General features: G+C 63.3%; 19 protein-coding genes. 9 read left to right on the top strand and 10 right to left on the bottom strand.

All coding sequences use genetic code 11. The features are described 5' to 3' along the window. The first annotated feature begins 23 nt into the window (after positions 1-23). From HU750_RS06070 to pcaC, 4 genes are read left to right on the top strand one after another with little or no spacing between them, the layout of a single operon-like run. Positions 24-1,313: an MFS family transporter gene (locus HU750_RS06070; RefSeq protein ID WP_027594089.1), complete on the top strand. Its 1,290-nt coding sequence runs from the start codon at positions 24-26 to the stop codon at positions 1,311-1,313. A gap of 9 nt (positions 1,314-1,322) precedes the next feature. Continuing rightward, positions 1,323-2,687, top strand: coding sequence for a 3-carboxy-cis,cis-muconate cycloisomerase (locus HU750_RS06065; RefSeq protein ID WP_085273604.1), 1,365 nt, complete (start codon positions 1,323-1,325; stop codon positions 2,685-2,687). 11 nt (positions 2,688-2,698) lie between these two features. Further along, positions 2,699-3,490, top strand: coding sequence for a 3-oxoadipate enol-lactonase (gene pcaD / locus HU750_RS06060; RefSeq protein WP_027594091.1), 792 nt, complete (start codon positions 2,699-2,701; stop codon positions 3,488-3,490). Between the two features lie 10 nt (positions 3,491-3,500). Further along, positions 3,501-3,893: a 4-carboxymuconolactone decarboxylase gene (pcaC, locus tag HU750_RS06055; protein ID WP_027594092.1), complete on the top strand. Its 393-nt coding sequence runs from the start codon at positions 3,501-3,503 to the stop codon at positions 3,891-3,893. A gap of 124 nt (positions 3,894-4,017) precedes the next feature. Here the strand turns inward: pcaC and HU750_RS06050 are convergent, their stop codons facing one another. From HU750_RS06050 to ttgA, 6 genes are all read right to left on the bottom strand, one after another. Then, complete coding sequence (locus HU750_RS06050) at positions 4,018-4,530, bottom strand: Mpo1 family 2-hydroxy fatty acid dioxygenase (RefSeq protein WP_186677647.1); 513 nt, start codon at positions 4,528-4,530, stop codon at positions 4,018-4,020. A gap of 113 nt (positions 4,531-4,643) precedes the next feature. Continuing rightward, positions 4,644-5,567, bottom strand: coding sequence for a LysR family transcriptional regulator (locus HU750_RS06045; protein WP_099455199.1), 924 nt, complete (start codon positions 5,565-5,567; stop codon positions 4,644-4,646). A 182-nt stretch (positions 5,568-5,749) separates the two neighbouring features. Beyond that, the gene (locus HU750_RS06040) at positions 5,750-7,003 is read right to left on the bottom strand and encodes an OprD family porin (RefSeq protein WP_027594095.1); all 1,254 of its coding nucleotides are present in this window, start codon (positions 7,001-7,003) and stop codon (positions 5,750-5,752) included. A gap of 269 nt (positions 7,004-7,272) precedes the next feature. Next, positions 7,273-8,727: an AdeC/AdeK/OprM family multidrug efflux complex outer membrane factor gene (locus HU750_RS06035; protein WP_186677646.1), complete on the bottom strand. Its 1,455-nt coding sequence runs from the start codon at positions 8,725-8,727 to the stop codon at positions 7,273-7,275. After that, the gene (gene ttgB, locus HU750_RS06030; RefSeq protein WP_186677644.1) at positions 8,724-11,876 is read right to left on the bottom strand and encodes a multidrug efflux RND transporter permease subunit TtgB; all 3,153 of its coding nucleotides are present in this window, start codon (positions 11,874-11,876) and stop codon (positions 8,724-8,726) included. The genes HU750_RS06035 and ttgB overlap by 4 nt, the downstream gene beginning before the upstream one ends. 3 nt (positions 11,877-11,879) lie before the next feature. Then, positions 11,880-13,034, bottom strand: a complete 1,155-nt coding sequence (gene ttgA / locus HU750_RS06025; RefSeq protein ID WP_099455197.1) for a toluene efflux RND transporter periplasmic adaptor subunit TtgA — start codon at positions 13,032-13,034, stop codon at positions 11,880-11,882. A 254-nt stretch (positions 13,035-13,288) separates the two neighbouring features. Between ttgA and ttgR the strand changes: the two genes are divergently transcribed. Next, positions 13,289-13,921, top strand: a complete 633-nt coding sequence (ttgR, locus tag HU750_RS06020; RefSeq protein ID WP_027594099.1) for an efflux transport transcriptional regulator TtgR — start codon at positions 13,289-13,291, stop codon at positions 13,919-13,921. A gap of 169 nt (positions 13,922-14,090) precedes the next feature. Here ttgR and HU750_RS06015 read toward each other — a convergent pair whose 3' ends face one another. Further along, positions 14,091-15,542, bottom strand: coding sequence for an MFS transporter (locus HU750_RS06015; RefSeq protein WP_186677639.1), 1,452 nt, complete (start codon positions 15,540-15,542; stop codon positions 14,091-14,093). Positions 15,543-15,889: 347 nt separating this feature from the next. Between HU750_RS06015 and HU750_RS06010 the strand changes: the two genes are divergently transcribed. Beyond that, complete coding sequence (locus HU750_RS06010) at positions 15,890-16,759, top strand: oxaloacetate decarboxylase (protein ID WP_027594101.1); 870 nt, start codon at positions 15,890-15,892, stop codon at positions 16,757-16,759. Between the two features lie 18 nt (positions 16,760-16,777). On the opposite strand, the gene HU750_RS06005 is transcribed toward HU750_RS06010, so the two are convergent. Both HU750_RS06005 and HU750_RS06000 read right to left on the bottom strand, forming a co-directional pair. Then, a complete protein-coding gene (locus tag HU750_RS06005; RefSeq protein ID WP_172960383.1) occupies positions 16,778-16,951 on the bottom strand; it encodes a hypothetical protein in 174 nt (57 codons plus the stop codon). A 68-nt stretch (positions 16,952-17,019) separates the two neighbouring features. Then, positions 17,020-17,928, bottom strand: coding sequence for a LysR family transcriptional regulator (locus tag HU750_RS06000; RefSeq protein WP_186677638.1), 909 nt, complete (start codon positions 17,926-17,928; stop codon positions 17,020-17,022). Between the two features lie 104 nt (positions 17,929-18,032). Here HU750_RS06000 and HU750_RS05995 point away from each other — a divergent pair, with 104 nt between their 5' ends. After that, positions 18,033-18,908: an MBL fold metallo-hydrolase gene (locus HU750_RS05995; RefSeq protein WP_186677636.1), complete on the top strand. Its 876-nt coding sequence runs from the start codon at positions 18,033-18,035 to the stop codon at positions 18,906-18,908. A 27-nt stretch (positions 18,909-18,935) separates the two neighbouring features. Next, complete coding sequence (locus tag HU750_RS05990; RefSeq protein ID WP_027594104.1) at positions 18,936-19,550, top strand: NAD(P)-dependent oxidoreductase; 615 nt, start codon at positions 18,936-18,938, stop codon at positions 19,548-19,550. Here the strand turns inward: HU750_RS05990 and HU750_RS05985 are convergent. Continuing rightward, positions 19,544-20,416 (bottom strand): LysR substrate-binding domain-containing protein, encoded by an 873-nt coding sequence (locus tag HU750_RS05985; protein ID WP_099430317.1) that lies wholly within the window; start codon positions 20,414-20,416, stop codon positions 19,544-19,546. The genes HU750_RS05990 and HU750_RS05985 overlap by 7 nt on opposite strands. A 114-nt stretch (positions 20,417-20,530) precedes the next feature. Here HU750_RS05985 and HU750_RS05980 point away from each other — a divergent pair, with 114 nt between their 5' ends. Beyond that, positions 20,531-22,168, top strand: a complete 1,638-nt coding sequence (locus tag HU750_RS05980) for a 5-guanidino-2-oxopentanoate decarboxylase (RefSeq protein ID WP_186677634.1) — start codon at positions 20,531-20,533, stop codon at positions 22,166-22,168. Positions 22,169-22,175 lie beyond the last annotated feature (7 nt).

Below are 22,175 nucleotides of genomic sequence, written 5' to 3'. Positions count from 1 at the left end.
GGACCCTCCAGGAGTAAAACCTCATGACCTCAACCTATTACACCGGCGAAGAACGCAGCAAGCGTATCTTCGCGATCGTAGGTGCCTCTTCAGGCAACCTGGTGGAATGGTTCGACTTCTACGTCTACGCCTTCTGCGCGATCTACTTCGCCCCGGCCTTCTTCCCCTCCGACGACCCCACTGTGCAGTTGCTCAACACCGCCGGTGTGTTCGCAGCGGGCTTCCTGATGCGCCCCATTGGTGGCTGGATCTTTGGCCGCCTGGCCGACCGCCATGGCCGCAAGAATTCCCTGATGATCTCGGTGCTGATGATGTGCGCCGGGTCCTTGATGATTGCCTGCCTGCCGACCTACGGCAGCATTGGTACCTGGGCGCCGGCGCTGCTGTTGCTCGCCCGCTTGATCCAAGGCCTGTCGGTAGGTGGCGAGTACGGCACCACGGCGACCTACATGAGTGAAGTGGCACTGCGCGGCCAGCGCGGTTTCTTCGCCTCGTTCCAATACGTGACCCTGATCGGCGGCCAGTTACTGGCGGTGCTGGTGGTGGTCATCCTGCAGCAGTTGCTGACCGAGGACGAACTGCGTGCCTGGGGCTGGCGTATTCCGTTCGTGGTCGGTGCCGTGGCCGCGCTGATCTCGCTGATGCTGCGTCGCTCGCTGCACGAAACCAGCAACGCCGAAACCCGCAATGACAAAGACGCCGGCTCGATCAGCGGCTTGTTCCGCAATCACGCCGCGGCGTTCATCACCGTGCTGGGGTACACCGCCGGCGGTTCGCTGATTTTCTATACCTTCACCACCTACATGCAGAAGTACCTGGTCAACACGGCCGGGATGAACGCCAAGAGCGCCAGCTATGTGATGACGGGGGCGCTGTTCCTGTTCATGATCCTGCAGCCGTTCTTCGGCATGCTGTCCGACCGTATCGGCCGGCGTAACTCGATGCTGCTGTTCGGCGCCTTGGGCACGCTGTTCACCGTGCCCCTGTTGATGGCGCTGAAGACCGTGACCAGCCCGTTCCTGGCGTTCGTGCTGATCAGCCTGGCCTTGTGTATCGTCAGTTTCTACACCTCGATCAGCGGCCTGGTAAAAGCGGAGATGTTCCCGCCGCAGGTGCGCGCACTGGGTGTGGGCCTTGCGTATGCGGTGGCCAATGCCATGTTCGGCGGGTCGGCTGAATACGTGGCCTTGGGCCTGAAGACCCTGGGCATGGAAAACACCTTCTACTGGTACGTGACGGCCATGATGGCGGTGGCCTTCTTGTTCAGCCTGCGCCTGCCGAAGCAGGCGGCGTACCTGCACCATGACGATTAAGGACCTGCAATGACGTACCGTGCGGACAACCAGCTGTTCGATGCCTACTTCACCGCGCCGGCCATGCGCGAGATTTTCTCAGACCGTGGCCGCCTGCAGGGCATGCTCGATTTCGAAGCCGCCCTGGCCCGCGCCGAAGCGGCCGCCGGGCTGGTGCCGCACAGTGCGGTGGCGGCCATCGAGGCGGCCTGCAAGGCTGAGCGTTACGACGCTGGCGCCCTGGCCGATGCCATTGCCAGTGCTGGCAACTCGGCGATCCCGTTGGTGAAGGCGCTGGGCAAAGTGATCGCCAGCGGCGTGCCCGAGGCCGAGCGCTACGTGCACCTGGGCGCCACCAGCCAGGACGCCATGGATACCGGGCTGGTACTGCAACTGCGCGATGCCCTCGACCTGATCGAGGCAGACCTCGCTCAACTGGCCGATACCCTGGCGCGCCAGGCCTTGCAACATGCCGACACCCCGATGGTGGGGCGTACCTGGCTGCAACACGCCACGCCGGTCACCTTGGGCATGAAGCTGGCCGGTGTGCTGGGCGCGCTGACCCGTCATCGCCAGCGGCTTCAGGAGCTGCGCCCGCGCCTGCTGTGCTTGCAGTTCGGTGGTGCGTCCGGCAGCCTGGCTGCGTTGGGCAGCAAAGCCATGCCGGTGGCCGAGGGCCTGGCCGAGCAGCTCAAGCTGCACTTGCCCGAGCAACCCTGGCACACCCAGCGCGACCGGCTGGTGGAATTTGCCTCGGTGCTGGGCCTGATCGCCGGTAGCCTCGGCAAGTTTGGCCGCGATGTCAGCTTGCTGATGCAGACCGAGGCGGGGGAGGTGTTCGAGCCTTCCGCGCCAGGTAAAGGTGGTTCGTCGACCATGCCGCACAAACGCAACCCAGTGGGTGCCGCTGTGCTGATCGGTGCCGCTACCCGCGTACCGGGCCTGTTGTCGACCTTGTTCGCCGCCATGCCTCAAGAACATGAACGCAGCCTTGGCCTGTGGCATGCCGAATGGGAAACCCTGCCGGATATCTGCTGCCTGGTTTCTGGCGCCCTGCGCCAGGCCCAGGTGATTGCCGAAGGCATGCAGGTCGATGCCGAACGTATGCGCCGCAACCTCGACCTGACCCAGGGGCTGGTGCTGGCCGAGGCGGTCAGCATTGTCCTGGCTCAGCGCCTGGGCCGTGACCGTGCTCATCATTTGCTCGAGCAGTGCTGCCAGCGCGCCGTCGCCGAACAGCGCCACCTGCGTGCCGTGCTGGGTGACGAGCCGCAGGTCAGTGCCGAGTTGTCGGCAGAAGAACTCGATCGCTTGCTCGACCCTGCCCATTACCTTGGCCAGGCCCGCGTCTGGGTGGCGCGCGCCGTGGCCGAACATCAACGTTTCACTGCCTGAAGGAGACTGCTGTGGCGCATTTGCAACTGGCCGATGGCGTACTGAACTATCAAATCGATGGCCCGGCGGATGCTCCGGTGCTGGTCTTGTCCAACTCCCTCGGCACCGACCTGGGCATGTGGGACACGCAGATCCCCGTGTGGAGCGAGCACTTCCGTGTGCTGCGTTATGACACCCGCGGCCACGGCGATTCGCTGGTGACCGCCGGCCCGTACAGCATCGAGCAACTGGGCCGCGACGTCGTGGCCTTGCTCGACGCCCTGGACATCAACAAGGCGCACTTCGTCGGCCTGTCGATGGGCGGCCTGATCGGCCAGTGGCTGGGCATCAACGCCGGCGAACGCCTGGCCAGCCTGACCCTGTGCAACACCGCCGCCAAGATTGGCAGCGATGAGGTCTGGAACCCGCGTATCGACACCGTGCTCAAGGGCGGCCAACAGGCCATGGTCGAGCTGCGCGACGCGTCCATTGCCCGCTGGTTCACCCCGGCCTTCGCCCAGGCGCAGCCCGAGCAGGCCCAGCGTATCTGCCAGATGCTCGCGCAGACCCAGCCTGAGGGCTATGCGGCCAACTGCGCTGCGGTACGCGACGCCGACTACCGCGAGCAGGTTCAGCGTATCCAAGTGCCGACGCTGATCGTTGCCGGTACTGAAGACGTGGTGACCACGCCGGAACATGGCCGTTTCATGCAGGCGGCTATCAAGGGTGCCGAGTATGTCGATTTCCCGGCAGCGCACCTGTCCAACGTCGAGATTGGCGAGCGCTTCAGCCGCCGTGTACTCGACTTCCTGCTGGCCCACTGAGGACGACGCCATGGATGAGAAACAACGCTACGACGCGGGCATGCAAGTGCGCCGCGCGGTGCTGGGCGATGCCCACGTGGACCGCAGCCTGGAGAAGCTCAACGACTTCAATGGCGAGTTTCAGGAAATGATCACTCGCCATGCCTGGGGTGATATCTGGACCCGCCCCGGCCTGCCGCGCCATACCCGCAGCCTGATCACCATCGCCATGCTGATCGGCATGAACCGCAACGACGAGCTCAAGCTGCACTTGCGCGCCGCTGCCAACAATGGCGTGACCCGTGACGAGATCAAGGAAGTGCTGATGCAGAGCGCGATCTATTGCGGTATTCCGGCAGCCAATGCCACCTTCCACCTGGCGGAGTCGGTGTGGGATGAGCTGGGGGTTGAGTCGCGCGCTTGATCCTTGCGGCCTTTGTAGGAGCGGCCTAGCGTCGCGATCGGGCCGCAAAGCGGCCCCAACAGTATTTGCGGTATCACTGAAACCTGGGGCCGCTACGCGGCCCGATCGCGACGCAAGGCCGCTCCTACATCGACCTCAGTGTTACCGGCCCGGCGTTGGCTTCCACGGCCCGCTTCAGCGCGGGGCACAACCCCAGCATGAATGCAGCTTCGGCCACCACGAACAGCGGCCCGATGATCAGCCCGCTGATGTCGTCGACGAACGCCGGCTTGCGGCCCTCGTAGTAGTGGCCGACGAACTGGATGATCCAGCCCAGCACAAATGCCCCCAGCCCAGCCCCCAGCCACAGCCCGGTGCTTTGCACCGCCAGTACCTGGCCAACCCACAGGCACAGCCCCAGCAGCAGGCCCATGACCAGCCCGAAGCGCAGGTCCAGGCGCAGGTAGAACCACACCGAGGCGGCGGCCGCCAGCAGGGCAGGTGACAGCCAGATGCCTGCAATGTCCCAGCCTGGGCGTGACAGCAGAATGGTCACGGCCAGCACGATCAGTGGAATGCCGACGAAATGGGTGGCGATGTTGCGCGGGTCGCGGTGGTAATTGGCGTACTGGCTCAGGTGCTCTTCGAGGTTTTTCATTATTGTGCCTCCCTGGTTTGCCTGATCGGGTTTTACTGCCTGTGCCGGTCCCTTCGCGGGCACAGGCAACCTATATTGCTCAGGATAGCCTGCAGCCCACCAGCATCATCACTTCAGCGAATGGCAGCACTCCGCAGGGGCGCATCCAGCCCCACCAGCGTCTCGATCATCGCCCGCGCCGCCGGTGACAACCGGTAGCCGCTGCGGCTGACCACGCCGCAGCGCACGCTGAGCACTTCCAGTGCGGGCGGCAGGTTGCGCCAGTGCAGGCGCACCAGGCGGCCGGCCGCCAGGTCTTCGGCAACGGCTTCTTCGCTGGCGGTACCGATTGCATTACTGGCCTGCACGACACTGCGCAGCACCGCCAGGTGTTCGGTCTGCAGGTGTGGGGTGAAGTCGCTGCGCCCGCTCAGGTTGGCCAGACGCTTGCGCACACCGGGCGCGAGCAGGGCGCTGGCCAGCGGGTAGGTGAACAGGTCGTTGGTCGACAGGCTGTCCTTGGCCAGCAACGGGTGGCCGGGGCGGCAGAAGAACAGGCCAGGGCGTGGCGAAAGCGGCTCGGTATGGAAGTTGGGGTCGGCCTCGAACGGGCGGATGTCGTCGACGAAGAATTCGATCTGCTCACGGCGCAGTGCCTGGCCGAGGCGCTCGGCATTGTCCACCAGCAGCGAGGTACGAATACCCGGGTGGCTGTCGATGAAGTGGCGCAAGGCATCGGGGACCAGGCGAACAGCCAGGGCCGGGCCGCTGCCGAAGTGCAACTCGCCAGCGTCGAGCTTGGTCATCTGTAGCACTTCGTTGCTCAACTGCGCGGCACCTTGCACGAGGCGGCGTGCGTGCTGCAGCACCACCAAGCCTTCGGGGGTGGGTGGCAGTGCCTTGCTGGCGCGGTCTACCAGGGCGCAGCCGAATGTCTGCTCCAGGCCCTGGATGGCGCGGCTGAATGCAGGTTGGGTGATGCCCATGGCTTCAGCGGCGCGGACAAAACTGCGGTATTCGTTGAGGGCGATGAAGTAGCGCAGTTGACGGAGGTCCATGTCGCGGCTCTGGGGCGGGGATCAGGGCTCGATTTAAGCTGTTACAGCTTATGTCGTCAACGAAGGTTTGTTTAGGTTGTTATGCGATAAAGTTATTTATGCATCAAATCATCCGGCCTCTTCGCGGGTAAACCCGCTCCCACCCTGTAGGAGCGGGTTTACCCGCGAAGAGGCCTGTGAAATTACAGAAGGTTCAGCGGGTAGCTCACGATCAAGCGGTTCTCATCGAACGCATTGGTGCTGAAGTCCCGGCGCATGGTCGAGTTGCGCCACTTCAACGAAAGGTCCTTGAAGCTGCCCGACTGCACCACATAAGCCAGCTCTGTTTCTCGCGCCCACTCCTTGCCGTCGTCAACGCCACCTGCAGTCACGTTGTCACCCTTGATATAGCGGTTCATCAGGGTAAGCCCCGGTACCCCGACAGTGGCGAAGTTGAAGTCATGGCGCACCTGCCATGAGCGTTCCTTGGCGTTGTCGAAGCTTGAGTTGTAGCTGTCGTTGGCCAAGGTGCCGCCGCTGGTGCCGTTGACGCGCATCCAGGCGTCATCGCCGCTGACCTTCTGCAGGCCGACGTAGAAGGTATGGCCCTGGTAGCGAGCCGAGAGCAGCGCCGAGGCGGTGCGGTTGTCCAGGTCGCCGGCGCGCTCGGCACCGTCTTCCTTGCCGGTGAAGTAACCGAGGTTGGCGCCCAGGGTCCAGTCGCCCAGTGGCTGGCTGTGGACCAGGTTGAGGTACTGCTGGCGGTAGATGTCCTTGAGCTGGGCATCCCACAGGGCAATCGTTGTGCGCTTGTCGTTGAAGGTGTATTCACCGCCGCCGAAGTTGAAGCGGTCGGACGTGAAAGCACCGCGGCCATTGAGCGACATGTCTTCCATGCTGGCGTCGTTACGCGGGCTGTTGGCGCGGAACTGGCCGGCGTACAGGGTCAGGCCGTCGATCTCCTTGGAGGTCAGCTGGCCGCCGCGGAAGGTTTGTGGCAGCGAGCGACCATCGTCGGAGCGCAGGATCGGCAGCACCGGCATCCATTCGCCGACCTTCAATTCGGTCTGCGAGAGCTTGGCTTTCAAGGCCACGCCCAGGCGGCCGAAATCATCGGCGGGGCGGCCATCGTCGTGCACCGGCAGCAGGTGGGTGTTGGTGGTGCCTTTACCGCCATCGAGCTTGACCGAGTACAGGCCCAGTACGTCCATGCCGAAACCGACGGTGCCCTGGGTAAAACCGGAGCGGGCGTCGAGGATGAAGCTTTGGGTCCATTCTTCGGCCTTGGCCTGCGGGTGTGCCGGGTCGACGAAATTGCGGTTGATGTAGAAGTTGCGCAGGTTGAGGGTGGCCTTGCCGTCTTCGATGAAGCCACCGTCGGCGGCGAACACGGGGAGGGTGCAGGACATGGCCAACAGGCCTGGCAGCAGCTGGCGTGCGGGGTACGAAATGCTCATCTGTCGTGGATCTCTTGTTTTTATTGGCGAACCGTTGCATTGCAGGATGCGGCCTGCAAGCACGGGTCTTTTGATGAACGTGGGCAACGTTGCGTGAGCGGATGGTGCGGGGTAGGGAAGGGGCGAGGCAATTCGTCGCAGACGGTATGGGGCGATTATCGAACGGAATGTTCCAGTTGGTTAATTGTTTTCATGTGCCGGCCTCTTCGCGGGCAACCGAAAACAAAAAGCCCACCGCGAAGGTGGGCTTGATGCTGCTAGCGGATCATTCAGCTTTTCGGTGTTTGAACCGAAGCTTGCTGATTGGCCTGACCGGTCTTCTCGTACCAGCCACCGCCGAGCGCCTTGTACAGGTTGACCTCGCTGGTCAGCTGCGACAGGCGATCACCGATCAGTGCCTGCTGGGCGCTGAATAGGTTGCGTTGGGCGTCGAGGAAGGTCAGGTTGCTGTCGATACCGATACGGTAGCGACGCTCCGCCAGGCGGTAGTAATCCTGGTTGGCCTGCACCAGGTCACGTTGTGCCTGCAACTGCTCTTCGAAGGTCTTGCGCGCCGCCAGGCCATCGGAGACTTCCTGGAAGGCGGTCTGGATGGTCTTTTCGTACTTGGCGACATTGATGTCCTTCTGGATCTTCGAGTAGTCCAGGCTCGCCTTCAGGCTACCGGCGTTGAAGATCGGCAGGTTGATCTGCGGCTGGAACAGCCAGGTGCCCGACCCCCCCTTGAACAGGCCGCCCATGTCCGGGCTCAGGGTACCGGCATTGGCGGTCAGGCTGATGCTCGGGAAGAACGCTGCGCGGGCCGCGCCGATGTTGGCGTTGGCGGCCTTGAGCAGGTGCTCGGCTTCCTGGATGTCCGGGCGACGCTGGAGGATGTCCGACGGCAGGCCGGCCGGTACTTCGGCCAACTGGTCGGCATTGAGCTCCAGTGGCGCAGGCAGGTCGGCCGGTACGCCGGTACCCAGCAGCACGGTCAGGCTGTTGAGGTCCTGTGCCACCAGGCGCTGGTACTGCGAGTACTTGACCCGCGCGCCTTCCACGGCGGTGCGTGCCTGGCTGAGGTCGAGGGCGGAGGCCACCCCGACTTCATTGCTGCGACGGGTCAGGTTGTAGCTTTCCTGGTAGGTCTTCAGCGTTTCTTCGGTCAGTTTGAACAGCGCCTGATCCGCCTGCCAGGTGTAGTAGGCGTTGGCCACGCTGGCCACCAGGGCGATCTGCGTGGAGCGCCGCGCCTGCTCGCTGGACAGGTAGGTTTCCAGGGCCTGCTCGCTCAGGCTGCGCACCCGGCCGAACAGGTCGAGTTCATAGGCGCTGACGCCGAGGGTGGCCGAGTACTGGCTGGTGATATCGGCTTGGCCGGTCTGCGACATATTCGCCGGTACCCGCTGGCGGCTGCCGCTGCCGGTGGCCGAAACGGCCGGGAACAGGTCGGCCCGCTGGATGCGGTACTGCGCACGGTAGGCGTCGATGTTCAACGCCGCGACACGCAGGTCGCGGTTGTTGACCAGCGAGGTCTGGATCAGCTGCTGCAGGGCCGGGTCGTGGAAGAACTGGCGCCAGCCCTGTTCGGCGGCGGCAACGTCTGCCGCTTCGGTCGGCGAGTACGCAGGGCCTTGCGGCCACTGCGCTGCCACCGGCGCTTCCGGGGTCTGGTAATCAGGGATCAGCGAGCAGCCGCCAAGAATCAAAGCGGTTACCGCCAGGGACAACAAAGACTTGGTCATTGCCCAGCCTCATAACGTGGAGTTTCAGGGGTGGCGTCTTTTTCCGGCTGTTTGCTGCCGAACAGCGACGACACTGCGACGAAGAATAGCGGTACCCAGAAGATTGCCAACACGGTGGCGCTGATCATGCCGCCGATCACGCCGGTGCCGATGGCGTGCTGGCTGCCGGCGCCAGCGCCGCTGGCGATGGTCAACGGTACCACGCCAAGGATGAACGCCAGCGAGGTCATGATGATCGGGCGCAGACGCATGCGGCACGCCTCGATCGCGGCGTCGTACAGGCTGCGGCCCTGCTCGTGCAGTTCTTTGGCGAACTCGACGATCAGGATCGCGTTCTTCGCCGCCAAGCCGATGGTGGTCAACAGGCCGACCAGGAAGTACACGTCGTTGGACAACCCGCGCAGGCTAGTGGCGATCAGTGCACCGATGATCCCCAGCGGTACGACCAGCACGACGGCGATCGGGATCGACCAGCTTTCGTACAGGGCTGCCAGGCACAGGAACACGAACAGGACCGAGAGGGCGAACAGTGCCGGCATCTGCGAGCCGGAGAGTTTTTCCTCGTAGGACATGCCGGTCCAGGAGAAGCCGATACCGCTTGGCAGTTCGCCAGCGATACGCTCAACCTCGGCCATGGCCTCACCGGTACTGTAGCCAGGCGCTGGCGCACCGAGGATTTCCATCGCCTCGACGCCGTTGTAGCGGGACAGCTTCGGCGAACCGTAGGTCCATTCACCTTTGGCGAAGGAGGAGAACGGCACCATCTCGCCTTTGCCGTTGCGCACATACCACTTCTGCAGGTCTTCTGGGCTCATCCGGGCGTTCGGTTCGCCTTGGATGTACACCTTCTTGACCCGGCCACGGTCGATGAAGTCGTTGACGTAGCTGGCACCCAGGGCAATCGACAGGGTGTTGTTGATGTCGGCAATGGTCACGCCCAAGGCGCTGGCACGTTCGTCATCGATGGTCAGCTGGTACTGCGGCTCATCGTTCAGGCCGTTCGGGCGCACGGCGCTGAGCACCTTGCTCTGCGCGGCTTTTGCCAGGAACTGGTTGCGTGCTTCCATGAGTTTGGCATGGCCGACACCGCCGCGGTCTTGGAGGAACACGTCGAAGCCGGTGGCGTTACCCAGTTCGAGTACGGCAGGCGGGGCGAAGGCGAATACCATCGCATCGCGGAAGGTGAAGAAGTGCTGCTGGGCACGCTGGGCCAGGGCGAACACGCTGTTCTCCTTGGAGCGCTCATCCCACGGCTTGAGCATGATGAAGGCCATGCCCGAGCTTTGACCGCGGCCGGCGAAGTTGAAGCCGTTGACGGTGAACACTGACGACACGGTATCGGCTTCGTCCTTGAGCAGGTACTCACGCATCTGGTCGACCACCGCCTGGGTGCGTTCAGCACTGGAGCCTGCCGGGGTCTGCACCTGGGCAAACAGCACGCCCTGGTCTTCTTCAGGCAGGAACGCCGTCGGGATGCGGGCGAACAGCCAGATCATGCCGACCACGATCAGCGCGTAGGCCAGCAGGAATGGCACCTTGTTGCGCAGGATGGTACCGACGCTGCGCTCGTAGCCGTTTACGCTGCGGTCGAAGTTACGGTTGAACCAGCCGAAGAAACCACCCTTGGCCACATGGTGCTCGCCCTTTTTCAGCGGCTTGAGCATGGTGGCGCACAGTGCAGGGGTGAAGATCAGCGCCACCAGCACCGAGAGGCCCATGGCCGAGACGATGGTGATGGAGAACTGCCGATAGATCACACCGGTGGAGCCGCCGAAGAAGGCCATTGGCAGCAGTACCGCCGACAGCACCAGGGCGATACCCACCAGGGCTCCCTGGATCTGCTCCATGGAGCGCTTGGTCGCTTCCTTGGGTGGCAACCCCTCTTCGGACATTACCCGCTCGACGTTTTCCACCACGACGATGGCGTCGTCCACCAGCAAGCCGATGGCCAGGACCATGGCGAACATGGTCAGGGTGTTGATGCTGAAGCCCGCAGCGGCAAGGATGCCGAAAGTACCCAGCAATACCACCGGTACGGTCATGGTGGTGATGATGGTGGCGCGGAAGTTCTGCAGGAACAGGTACATCACCAGGAACACCAGGACCACGGCTTCGATCAGGGTGTGGATTACCCCGCTGATCGATTCGGTGACCACCGGCGTGGTGTCATACGGGAACACGGCCTTCACGCCAGGCGGGAAGAACGGCTCGAGGTCGCTGATGGTCTGGCGCAGGGCCTTGGCGGTGTCCAGGGCGTTGGCACCGGTGGCCAGCTTGACCGCCAGGCCCGACGCCGGCTTGCCGTTGAACTGGGCGCTGACGGCGTAGTTCTCGCCACCCAGGCCTACTTCGGCGACATCGCCCAGGCGTACTTGGGAACCGTCGCTGTTAACCTTGAGCAGAATCTTCTCGAACTGCTCGGCGGTTTGCAGGCGGGTCTTGCCGATGATGGTGGCGTTGAGCTGGGTACCCGGCAAGGCCGGCAGGCCGCCAAGTTGGCCGGAGGACACCTGCACGTTCTGCGCGGCGACTGCGGTCTTGACGTCGACTGGGGTCAGCTGGAACTTGTTCAGCTTGGCCGGATCGAGCCAGATACGCATGGCGTACTGCGCACCGAACACCTGGAAGTCACCCACGCCGGCAGTCCGCGAAATCGGGTCCTGCATGTTCGAGACGATGTAGTTGGCCAAGTCGTCCTTGGTCATGCTGCCATCTTCGGACACCAGGCCGATCACCAGCAGGAAGTTTTTAACCGCCTTGGTGACGCGGATACCTTGTTGCTGCACTTCTTGCGGCAACAGCGGCGTAGCCAGGTTCAGCTTGTTCTGAACCTGTACCTGCGCGGTGTCGGCGTTGGTGCCTTGCTCGAAGGTAGCGGTGATGGTCATGCTGCCGTCGGAGTTACTTTCCGAAGACACATAACGCAGGTTGTCGATACCGTTGAGCTGCTGCTCGATGACCTGCACCACGGTGTCCTGCACCGTCTGCGCCGAGGCGCCCGGGTAGGTCACGGCGATGGCGATGGCCGGTGGCGCGATGCTCGGGTACTGGTTGATCGGCAACTTCAGGATCGACAGTGCCCCGACCAGCATGATCACCAAGGCGATCACCCAGGCGAAGATCGGGCGATCGATAAAGAACTTCGACATGGTTTACTCCGCTTTGGCGTCTGCTTTCGCCGCGTTGGCCTGATCAGGGCTGGCCGGCTTGTTGACGTTGGTGGCTTCGCTGACCTTGACCTCGACGCCTGGGCGCACGTATTGCAGGCCTTCGGTGATCAGGCGGTCGCCTGGGTTCAAGCCTTCCTCAATCAGCCAGTCGCTGCCCAGGGTGCGGCTGGCCTTGAGCTGACGCAGTTCGACCTTGTTTTCCTGGTTGACCACCAGTGCGGTCGGCGCGCCCTTGAGGTCGCGGGTCACGCCCTGCTGTGGGGCCAGGATGGCGTTGGCGTTGACCCCGGCGCGCAGGCGGGCATGCACGAACATGCCAGGCAGCAGGGTGTGGTCGGGGTTCGGGAAGATCGCGCGCAGGGTCACCGAGCCGGTGGTCTCGTCGACCGCGACTTCGGAGAATTCCAGGCGACCCTGCTGCTTGAACAGGCTGCCGTCTTCGAGCACCAGTTGCACTGAGGCGGCGTTGTCGCCGGCCTTTTGCAGCTGGCCGCTTTCCAGGTCACGGCGCAGCTTGAGCAGCTCGGCGGTGGACTGGGTGACGTCAACGTAGATCGGGTCGAGTTGCTGGATGGTCGCCATGGCGTTGGTCTGGCCATTGCTCACCAGTGCGCCCTCGGTGAACGTGGAACGGCCGATGCGGCCGCTGATCGGTGCCAGGACCTTGGTGTAGCGCAGGTCGATCTGGGCGCTTTTCAGTGCTGCCTCGGCCTGCAATCGTTTGGCATTGGCGTCGTCGTATTCCTGTTTGGAGACGGCTTGTTCATCGATCAGCTGCTTGTACCGCTCGGCCAGCGAGCGGGTCGCCTGCAGGTTGGCCTGGGCATTGGCCAGGTTGGCTTCATAGACGGCAGGGTCGATCTGGTAGAGCTGCTGGCCTTCCTTGACGTCGCTGCCTTCTTTGAAGAGGCGCTTGAGGATGATGCCATTGACCTGTGGGCGCACTTCGGCGACGCGATAGGACGTGGTACGCCCCGGCAATTCCGAGGTCAGGGTGAAGGCTTGTGGTTGGAGGGTCACGACGCCGACCTGAGGAGCCTGCGCGGCAGGCGCTGCTTCTTCTTTCTTGCAGCCACTGAGCAGTGTTGCCAGGGCGACGGCGGAAACCAGAGCGGTAACGGCTGGCTTGAATTGCATGAGGATCCTCGGGGCGCTGGAGCAGGAGACGCTCAAGAGTAATGGAAGAGTCTTGTCAGAAAAATGCTATCGGGTGGATAAATAGCTTGCTAAGGAATATACTTACATTCATGGTTGTTTGTAAATACCGCTGGGTAGTACTTGGCTACTGCCGCAGCCCTTGATTAGCCCATCCGGGAGGCGCCCTGCAGAGGCGACCCCGGCGGTTTCCCCGTATGCGCCGCGCGCTCGGGCCCAGATGAGGTTGTACTGCCATGGTCCGTAGAACCAAAGAAGAAGCCCAGGAAACCCGCGCCCAGATTATCGAGGCGGCGGAAAAGGCCTTCTACAAGCGCGGGGTTGCGCGAACCACCTTGGCTGACATCGCCGAATTGGCGGGCGTGACCCGAGGTGCGATCTACTGGCACTTCAATAACAAAGCTGAACTGGTGCAGGCGTTGCTCGACAGCCTGCACGAAACCCATGACCACCTTGCGCGTGCGAGCGAAAGCGAGGATGAACTGGACCCGCTTGGTTGCATGCGCAAGCTGCTGTTGCAGGTGTTCAACGAGCTGGTGCTCGATGCCCGAACCCGGCGTATCAATGAGATTCTGCATCACAAGTGCGAGTTCACCGATGACATGTGTGAAATTCGCCAGCAGCGCCAGAGCACGGTGCTGGATTGCCACAAGGGCATTACCCTGGCGCTTGCCAATGCAGTGCGCCGGGGCCAGTTGCCTGCCGAGCTGGATGCCGAGCGCGCGGCGGTGGCCATGTTTGCCTATGTCGATGGCCTGATCGGGCGCTGGTTATTGCTGCCAGACAGTTTCGATCTGCTGCGTGACGTCGAAAAATGGGTCGACACTGGGCTGGATATGCTGCGCTTGAGCCCGGCTCTGCGCAAATGACTCTTTGTTAAGGATTGTGAGGGAGTGTTTCCTCATTGTATTAACGGGGCATTAAAAGCGGGGGCCGCGCTGCGGCCCATCGCAGGCAAGCCAGCTCCCACAGGCGTGGCGCTGTACTTGTAGGAGCGGCCTTGTGTCGCGAAAGGGCCGCAACGCGGCCCCAGCAGGCTCAACGCCCACGCAATTGCCGGTCCGGCAACGCCAACGCCACCACCAGCCCCAGCAGTGCGATCACACCACTGCCCATCAGCAAATGCCTGAACGTCTCCAGCAACCGCGCTTGGGTCTGCGGGTCTGCTTCGCCAGCCTTCAGGCTCCCCAGCAATGGATTGCCCAGCAACTCGAACCCACCTTGGTGCAGCAACGCCAGCAGCAGGCTGGACATGCACGCCACACCCATGGCGCCGCCGAGTGAGCGGAACAGGTTGGTGGTACTGGTAGCCACGCCGATGTCCTTGATGTCTACGGCGCTCTGCGTGCCCACCAGCGAAGTCGGAAATTGTAGCCCGCAGGCTATGCCGGTCAGCAGCATGAATACGGCACTGAGCAGGGCCGACTGCGGCGGTGTGATCGCCATGGCGAAGATGGCCACCGGCATCAACAGCGCCCCGGCGAGAATTTGCGGCTTGTAGCGCCCGGTGAGGCTGGTCATGCGGCCCCCGGTAAAGGCGCCCATCGGCAGGCCCATCGCCAGTGGCAGCAGGTGCAATGCCGCGCTGTCGGCGCCTGCCCCGGTGATGCCTTGGTAGCGCAAGGGCATCAGCATGGTCAGGGAAATCGACTGGAAACTGGCGAAAAAGATCACGCCCCAGCACAGCACCGCGACGCGGTTGCCGAACAGGCCGAGGGGCAGCAGGGGCTCCTGGCAGCGCCGCTCGTGGGCAATGAACAGCATCAGGCCAAGCACCGCGCAGGCGAACAGCGCCAGCACCGGCGGCGCTGTCCAGGCGTGCCCTTGGCCAACCAGGGTAATGCCCAGCAGCAGGCTGCCCAGGCCAAGAATCAGTAGCACCGCGCCCAGGTAGTCCACCTGGGCCTCGCGCCGCTTCAACGGCATGTCGCCGAGCGCTCGGTGGATCGCCCACAATGCGACCAGCCCCAGCGGCAGGTTGATCCAGAACACCCAGCGCCACGACAGGTACTCGGTCAGCCAGCCACCGAGCACCGGCCCGGCGACGCTGGCCACGGCGTACATACTGCTGAAGTAGCCCTGGTAACGCCCGCGTTCGCGGGGCGGCACGAAGTCACCGATGATCGCCTGGCTGACCGACACCATGCCGCCCGCGCCAACCCCTTGCAGCACGCGCGCCAGCACCAGTTGCTGCATGTCCTGGGCCAGGGCGCAGGCAATCGACGCCAGGGTGAACAGCGAGATGCCGGTCAGGATCATCCGCCGCCGGCCGTACAGGTCGCCCAGCTTGCCGTAGATCGGCACCGCCACGGTCATCGCCACCATGTAGCCAGAGATCACCCAGGCAAGCAGGCCGACATCGTTGAACTGGGCCGAGATGGCCGGCAACGAGACGGCGACAATGGTTTGGTCCAGCGCACCGAGGAAGATGGCCAGCATCAGGGCGGTGAGCACGTTGCGCAGCACGGTCGGGGGCAGGGCGGCAGTCACGGGGTTACCTTGGCAATGGGCTTGAGGCCGATGAATTGTAACCTGACTTAGGTAGCTTCCTATGTACTATCTGCATCCCCTATGCAAGATCGGCATTGGCGCATTCATCCAGTGAGGCATGGCTGCGTGATATCGTGGCTAGACCGCAGGGGCTGTAATCCGTGGCCTGCACCAGCTTGGTGCAGCTATTTGCCGCAGGGTTTTCGTGCCGCTGTATCCCACACCTTTTATTCCTCTGCCTGCATGTCGAGCATGACCGCCCAGATGGCGACGGTTGGAACAGGTCAGGTAGACCCGATTCAGGGGTCGGTAGCAACCGTTCAATTTCACGTTATTGCGGAGTGATCATGCCCAGGGCTTCCCACCAAGATTTGCGTTTTGCCTTCCGCGAGCTGCTCGCTTCAGGTTCCTGCTACCACACAGCGTCGGTGTTCGACCCGATGTCGGCGCGCATTGCCGCCGACCTGGGCTTTGAAGTCGGCATTCTTGGCGGTTCGGTGGCTTCGCTGCAGGTACTGGCTGCGCCGGATTTTGCCCTGATCACCTTGAGCGAGTTCGTCGAGCAGGCCACGCGCATTGGCCGTGTGGCGCAACTGCCGGTGCTCGCCGATGCCGACCACGGCTACGGTAACGCGTTGAATGTCATGCGCACGGTCATTGAACTGGAGCGTGCCGGTGTGGCGGCGCTGACCATCGAAGATACCCTGCTGCCGGCCCAGTTCGGGCGCAAGTCCACCGACTTGATTCCGGTTGAGGAAGGCGTCGGCAAGATTCGCGCTGCGCTTGAAGCACGGGTCGATTCGTCGCTGTCTATCATCGCCCGCACCAACGCCGGTGTACTGACCACCGAAGAAATCATCGTGCGTACCCAGAGCTACCAGAAGGCCGGGGCCGACGGTATCTGCATGGTCGGGGTGAAGGATTTCGAGCAGCTCGAGCAGATCGCCGAGCACCTGACCGTGCCCTTGATGCTGGTGACCTACGCCAACCCCAACCTGCGCGATGACGAGCGCCTGGCGCGCCTGGGCGTGCGCATCGTGGTCGATGGCCACGCCGCGTACTTCGCCGCCATAAAGGCTACTTATGACTGCCTGCGCCTGCAGCGCGGCCAGCAGAACAAGTCCGAGAACCTCAGCGCCACCGAACTCTCGCACACCTACACCCAACCCGAGGATTACATCCGCTGGGCCAAGGAGTACATGAGCGTCGAGGAGTGACCGGCAGGGCGCCGTCGCTCAACGCACGGCGCTCAAGGTGGCGCTTTGTGGCACGCAGTGTTCGTGCTGACAATGGGCGGCCGAGCTGGGTTGGTTGCGCAGCAGCTCGACCCGCCAGCAAGCCGACCCGTACAGCCCGGCGATGGCAAACAGCGCCATGACCAGCGCGAACCTTCTTGTTTTGATGCCCATGGTGCTCACCTCCTGTTACAACGCCAGGTGATACCTCTAAGCGTAGGCCAATCCTCGGCGCCGTGGGGTTACACCAGGTCCTGATCCCATTCCGGCTCGTCCTTGAACCGCTGCGCGAGAAAATCCAGCATGCTGCGCAAGGTCGCCGGCATGTGCTTGCGCGAGGTATAGACCGCATTCAGGTTGAGTTCGCGTGGCCGTGCTTCGGGCAGCAGGCGCACCAGTTCGCCCGTGCGCAGGGCGGCGGCAGCCTGGTAGGTCGGCAACATGGCGATGCCGGCACCGGCCAGTGCCGCCTTTTGCAGGGTCATCGCCTCATTCGCACTGATGTTGCCCTCGACCGGGACGGCAACGGCTTGGCCCTGCACCTCGAAATGCCAGAGGTGATGGCCGAAGTAGGCATGGGTCAGGCAGTTGTGCCCGCTCAATTCCTCGATCCGCTGCGGCGTGCCGTGCTCACGCAGGTAGGCCGGTGCCGCGCACACCACCGAACGGCACACGGTCAGACGCCGGGCGATCAGGTTCGGGTCCAGGTCGTTGCTGGTGCGGATGGCCAGGTCGATGCGCTCGTCCACCAGGTTGACCGTGCGATCGAGCATCTGCAGCTCGACCTTCACCCCGGGGTAGCGCCGTACATATGCGGCCACGGCATCCACCAGTTGAGCCTGCCCGAATGACGTACTGACGCTGATGCGCAGCGCGCCGCGTGGGGCGTCGTCCGGTTGGCGCACGGCCACCTGCAGTTCACCGGCAAGTTCCAGCAGTTGGCGGCAGCGTGGCAGTGTTTCCTGGCCGGCGGCGGTCAGGCTCAACTTGCGCGTGGTGCGCTGCATCAGCCGCGCACCGACCCAATCCTCCAGTTCCGCCAGGTAGCGTGAAACCACCGGCCTGGACAGTTGCAGGTGGTCCGCTGCCGCCGATTGGCTGCCCAGGTCGATGACAGTGACAAAAACGCGCATCGCGTTGAGACGGTCCATGATTTGCCCGATTTTAGAAACAAACTATGTTTGAGCATCGCATTTTTTGTTATGGATCGGGCAACTAAGCTGTTGAGCATTCTTCTTCAAGACGGACCGTTGCGATGTCGCTATTCACTCCCTTGCGTGGCCTGATGCTGGCCTGTGTTGCGCTGACCGGCCAGGCGCTGGCTGCCGAACCTTTGCAGTTGGACGTCTACAACCCTGGCCACGAGGCGATTTTCCCGGTCAGTTCGGTGATTGTCAGTGGCGAAAAGGACGCCGTGCTGGTCGATGCCCAGTTCGGCAAGGCCCAGGCCGAACAGGTGGTCGAGCGCCTGCGTGCCGGTGGCAAGCGGCTGACAACCATCTACATCAGCCATGGCGACCCGGACTACTACTTCGGCCTCGACACACTGACCCAGGCTTTCCCACAGGCCAAGGTCGTCGCCTCTGCGGCTACCGTCGCGCATATTCGCCAGACCATGGACGCGAAGCTGGCCTACTGGGGCCCGCAAATGGGCGCGGATAAACCGGCTCGCCTGGTCGTGCCTGAGGTGCTCGACGGCCATCGCCTGACCCTGGAGGGCCAGGCGCTCGACGTGGTCGGCCTGGACGGCCCGCAACCTGATCGCAGCTTTGTCTGGATTCCGTCGATCAAGGCGGTGGTCGGTGGGGTGGTGGTATCGGAACACATCCATGTGTGGATGGCCGATACCCAGTCGGCCACGTCGCATGCCGACTGGCTGGGCACGCTCAAACGGATCGAGCAGCTGGCACCGCGCACCGTGGTCCCCGGCCATTACCTTGGCCAAAGCAGCCGTTCGCTCGCGGCCGTGCGCTTCACGGCGGACTACATTCAGGCATTCGATGCCGAAACCGCCAAGGCAAAAGACGCCGCTGCGTTGGTGGCTGCGATGAAAAAACGCTACCCGGACCTGGCCGACGAGAGCTCGCTGGAGCTCGGCGCCAAGGTCGCCAAGGGCGAGATGAAGTGGTAATTCCGTTCAACTGATGGAGTGTTTCTCATGAGCAAGATCGCAATCATTGGCGCCACCGGCCGTGCCGGCAGCCAGTTGCTGGAAGAAGCCCTGCGCCGTGGCCACAGTGTGGTGGCCATTGCCCGCGACCCGTCGCAGCTGCAGGGACGTGAGGGGGTGACCGTCAAGGCACTCGATGCCAAGGACAGCGCAGCGCTGCAAGCGGCTGTCGCCGGTGTGGACGCGGTGTTGAGTGCTGCGCATTTCTCGACGATCGAAGCGCACGCCATCATCGAGCCGGTCAAGCGTGCCGGGGTCAAGCGCCTGCTGGTGGTGGGCGGGGCGGGTAGCCTGCTGTTGCCTTCAGGGCACCGGGTGATCGACAGCCCGGACTTCCCCGAGGCCTACAAGGCCGAAGCGAGCGCGGGTGTGCGTTTTCTTGAGGTACTGCGCCAAGAGCCGAACCTGGACTGGACCTTCCTGTCACCGTCGGCGGAGTTTGTCGAAGGCGAACGCAGCGGGCACTACACGCTAGGCAAGGATCATCTGCTGATCGGTGCCGATGGCAAGAGCTGGATCACCTTTGCCGACTACGCGATTGCCATGCTCGATGAGCTGGAGAAACCCGCGCATTCGCGGGCGCGGTTCACCGTCGGTTATTGAGCCACTGCCTGCAGCCAGTCCAGCAACTCGACCAGCCCGGCTGGCTGTTGCCTGGCCTGGCTGACCAGGTAATAGCCTTTTCCGGTCGTCACCTTCAGGGCAAACGGCATGCACAGCCGCTTGCTGCGCAGGTCATCGCCGATCAGCGACCAGTCGCCGATGGCCACTCCGGTGCCCTGGGATGCCATGGCCATCGCCATGTCCAGCGTTTCGAAATGCTGCTTTGGCCCCTGTACATCGAACGTGGCCCCGGCCGCCTGCAGCCATAAACGCCAGTCATGCTCGTCACGCGAGGGGTGCAGGAGCATGTGGCGCATCAAGTCGTCGATATTGGCCAACGGCAACGGGCCTTGCAGCAGGGAAGGGGCGCACACTGGCGTCAGTTGCTCGTCGAACAGCTTGCGCACCTGCAAGCCCTGGTTCGGCGCGCTGCCATACACCACCGCCGCATCAAAGCCTTCGCGGGCAAAATCCACCCCATGCTGCACCGTGGTAGTCAGCTCTACTGGCACATCCGGGCGCAGCGCCTGCCATTCCATCAGGCGCGGCAGCAGCCAGCGCATCACGCAGGTTGGCGCCTTGAGTTGCAATGTGGCGCTATGCCCGCCGACTTCCCGCACGCCTTGTTCGATCAGGGCAAACACCTGTTGCACCCTGGGCAGCCAGTCCTGGCCTTCACGGGTCAGGCTCAGGCCACGGGCCTGGCGCTGGAACAGGGCGTAACCGAGGTGCGCTTCAAGCGCGGCGATCTGCCGGCTCACGGCACCTTGGGTGATGTGCAACTGCTGCCCCGCACGGGTGAAATTGCAGTGCTGGGCAGTCACCAGGAAGGTGTGCAAGGCGGGCAGGGGAGGAAGGCGTTTCATTGCACTGAGCCATGATTTGAAGACATGGCTAGTATGTGTTTTTTTGCATTGTGGCGATAGCGCTGCCTTGGGTCCAATAAGCGCAGATTTCAACAAGACTCAAGGTAAACACACATGGCAACCTGCGGCGAAGTACTGGTCAAACTCCTTGAAGGCTATGGTGTGGACCATGTCTTCGGCATTCCAGGCGTGCATACCGTTGAGCTCTATCGCGGCTTGGCAACGTCCTCCATTCGTCATATCACCCCGCGCCACGAGCAAGGTGCCGGCTTCATGGCCGACGGCTACGCACGCACGCGCGGCAAACCCGGTGTGTGCTTCATCATCACCGGCCCAGGGATGACCAATATCACTACCGCCATGGGCCAGGCCTATGCCGATTCGATCCCGATGCTGGTGATTTCCAGCGTGCAATCGCGCGATCAGCTGGGCGGCGGCCGCGGCAAGCTGCACGAACTGCCCAACCAATCTGCACTGGTGTCGGGTGTGGCAGCCTTCTCCCAAACCCTGATGAGCGCAGACGACCTGCCCCAGGTACTGGCCCGGGCCTTTGCCGTGTTCGACGGTGCTCGCCCGCGCCCGGTGCATATCGAGATTCCGCTGGACGTACTGGTCGAGCCGGCCGATCACCTGTTGCCGGCCCGCCCGGTCCGCAGCAGCCGGGCAGGTGCCGCGCCGCAGGCCGTGGCGCAGATGGCCGAGCGCCTAGCCCAGGCGAAGCGCCCGTTGATCCTGGCCGGCGGCGGTGCATTGAACGCTGGCGCTTCGCTGGCACGCTTGGCAGAGCAGCTTCAGGCACCGGTGGCATTGACCATCAACGCCAAGGGCTTGCTGGCTTCCAATCATCCTTTGCAAATCGGCTCGACTCAGTCGCTGCCGGCTACCCGTGCGCTGGTGGCCGAAGCGGATGTGGTGTTGGCCATCGGTACCGAGCTGGCCGAAACCGACTATGACGTGACCTTCAAGGGCGGCTTCGAGATCCCGGGCAGCTTGCTGCGGATCGACATCGACCCGGACCAGACGGTGCGCAACTATCTGCCTGAGCTGGCGCTGGTCGCTGACGCCGACCTGGCCGCCGAGGCACTGTGCGTTGCCTTGCAACAGCAGCCGCTGCCGGCGCGTGAAAGTACCTGGGGGCCAGCACGCGTCACGCAGCTGCGCCAATCGCTGGCGGGCGGCTGGGACCAGCCGACCCTGAGCCAGACCCGCCTGCTGACCAGTATCCTCCAGACACTGCCCAACGCCATTCTGGTCGGGGATTCGACCCAGCCGGTGTACTCCGGCAACCTCACGCTGGACATGGATGAGCCTCGCCGCTGGTTCAATGCCTCGACCGGATACGGCACCTTGGGCTATGCACTGCCGGCGGCGATGGGCGCTTGGCTGGGCAGCGCCGCGCAGATCGCCGAGCGCGCGCCGTCGGTTTGCCTGATTGGCGATGGTGGCATGCAGTTCACCCTGCCGGAGCTGGCCAGTGCAGTCGAGGCGCAGGTGCCACTGATCGTGCTGCTGTGGAACAACCAGGGTTACGAAGAAATCAAGAAGTACATGGTCAACCGCGCCATCGAGCCGGTCGGGGTGGATATCCATACCCCTGACTTCATCGGCGTGGCCCGGGCGTTGGGCGCTGACGCGGAGCATGTGAGTGATGTCGCGCAGTTGCAGGCGGCACTGGGGCGTGCGGTGGAGCGCAAAGGGCCGACGTTGATTCAGGTTGATCAGAATCAGTGGCAGGCGGCCGTTGCAGGTTAACTGAAAC

It is taken from the genome of Pseudomonas sp. SWRI50 (assembly GCF_014269095.1).
In the GTDB taxonomy this organism is placed as follows: Bacteria; Pseudomonadota; Gammaproteobacteria; order Pseudomonadales; family Pseudomonadaceae; genus Aquipseudomonas; species Aquipseudomonas kermanshahensis.
Note: the sequence above shows the minus strand (reverse complement) of the source record. Positions and strands in the feature narration are given on the sequence as shown.